1 protein-coding gene is annotated in these 2,304 nt (G+C 72.7%); it reads left to right on the top strand.

Annotation, left to right across the window (positions count from 1 at the left end):
* Positions 1-2,304: acyltransferase domain-containing protein (locus G6017_RS12530; RefSeq protein WP_182617646.1), on the top strand; the 2,304-nt coding region annotated here is incomplete at both ends.

The following is a 2,304-nucleotide window of genomic DNA, read 5'->3' as shown; positions in this document are numbered from 1 at the left end:
GGCGTCCCGGACGCCCTCGTGGGTGCGGCGTGGCCGGCCGTGTTCGCGGTCCTCGGGCAGGCGCGTCGCCCGCGCGGCGCCGGAACCGTGGTCGAGGGCCTGCTGGACCTGGTCCATCTGGACCACGGGGTCCGCATGCACTCCGCGCTCCCCGAGCGGTCGACCGACCTCGTCGTCGTCGCCCGGTCGGGAGACGTCCGCGACACCGACCTCGGACGTGTCGTCGAGGTGTCGGTCGAGGTCGCCTCGGTCTCCGCCGACGGCTCGCAGTCCCCGCTGTGCACCCTCTCGGAGCGGTTCGCGATCCGTGGCCGCACCGGTGGTGCCGAGGTGGGCGATCCCCGCCCCGCCGGAGGTGCCCTGGTCAACCCCGAGGGCGCGTCGGTCACCCCGGCCGAGACGAGCCGCCAGCAGCGGGTGTCCACCTCGCTCATCGCGCCGCACGACATGACCGCCTTCGCGCTGGTCTCCGGCGACCACAACCCCATCCACGTCTCCGACACCGCGGCCGACCTCGCCGGCCTGGGCGGCGTGATCGTCCACGGGATGTGGCTCTCGGCCGCCGCGCAGCACGCGGTCCAGGCCTCGGACGGGAAGACCCCCGCCCTGCGGATCGCCGGCTGGACCGCCCGTATGCTCGCCCCGGTCCGACCGGGCGACCACATCAAGGTCCGTGCCGTCCAGACCGGCCGTCTCGCCGGCGGCCAGGTCCTCGAGGTCACGTGCACGGTCGACGGTGCCACCGTCATGGCCGCCACCGCCCTGACCGAGGCCCCGCGCACCGTCTACGCCTTCCCCGGCCAGGGCATCCAGGCCAAGGGGATGGGCATGGAGGGACGCACCCGCTGCCCGGCCGCCCGCGAGATCTGGGACCGCGCCGACGCGCACACCCGCGAGGCCCTCGGCTTCTCCATCCTCGCGCTGGTCCGTGAGAACCCGACCGAGGTGACCGTCCGTGGCACCGTCCACCGGCATCCCGACGGCGTGCTCTACCTCACCCAGTTCACCCAGGTCGCGATGGCCTGCCTCGCGGTGGCGCAGCGCGCCGAGCTCGAGGCCGACGGGTTGTTCATCGACGGCGCCTACTTCGCCGGCCACTCGATCGGCGAGTACGACGCCCTGGCCGCCATCTCCGGCACGCTGGAGCTCGAGCCGCTGTTGGAGATCGTCTTCCAGCGCGGAGCGACCATGCACGAGCTCGTCCCGCGTGATTCCGAGGGGCGGTCCGACTACCGGATGGCCGCGATCCGGCCGTCGCAGATGGGGATCAGCGACGACGAGGTCGTGGACTGGGTGGCCGCAGTGGCTGAAGACTCAGGTGAGTTCATCGAGATCGTCAACTACAACCTGGCGGGCTCGCAGTACGCGCTCGCCGGCACCGTCGCGGGCTGCAAGGCACTGGAGAAGGCCGTCGAGCGCGAGCTCGAGCGGTCCGGGGGCAAGAACGCCTTCATCCTGGTGCCCGGCATCGACGTTCCTTTCCACTCCACCGTCCTGCGCGGCGGCGTCCCGGACTTCCGGGCCACCCTCGACGCGCTGATCCCGCACGACATCGACATCTCGGTGCTCGTGGGCCGCTACATCCCCAACCTGGTGCCGCGCCTGTTCAGCCTTGAGCGGTCCTTCGTGCAGGAGATCGCCGACCTCGTGCCGGCCGAGTCCCTTACCGAGGTCCTGGCCGACTGGGACTCCTGGTCCGCCACGCCGACGCGCCTGGGCCGCCTCCTGCTGGTGGAGCTGCTGGCCTGGCAGTTCGCCAGCCCGGTCCGCTGGATCGAGACCCAGGAGCTGCTCTTCACGCCCGTCGAGCGCGGCGGACTCGGCATCGAGTGCTTTGTCGAGGTCGGTGTGGCGAACGCCCCGACCGTGGCGAACCTCGCCTCCAAGACCCTCGACCTGCCCACGCACCGCGGCCCCCGCGCCCGGGTGCTCAACGTCGAGCGCGACTCGGCGACGTTGTACGGCACCCTGCCGCCCAGCGTGGAGGTCGACGACGACGACTCGGTGGACGCCACCGAGTCCACCACCCCGGCCGCCGACCAGGCGGCCCCCACAGACCCCGCACCGGCCGTCAACACCCCCGGCACGGCCGGTGCGGACCGATCCACCACCCCGGCGGCAGCCGAGGCCGCCCCCGGCGCACCCCGCCCGGACGACCTGGAATTCGGCGCGCCCGCGGCCACCCGCATGCTGGTGGCGCTGCGCACCAAGGTCCGTCCCGAGCAGATCGCGCCCGGTGACTCCATCGAGACGTTGTGTGACGGCGTCTCCTCGCGCCGCAACCAGCTGCTGCTGGACCTGGCC

Origin of the sequence: Dietzia sp. B44 (assembly GCF_014145245.1) — a bacterium.
Classification (GTDB): domain Bacteria; phylum Actinomycetota; class Actinomycetes; order Mycobacteriales; family Mycobacteriaceae; genus Dietzia; species Dietzia natronolimnaea.
The sequence above is the reverse complement of the archived record's forward strand: the minus strand, read 5'-3'. Positions and strand labels throughout refer to the sequence as shown.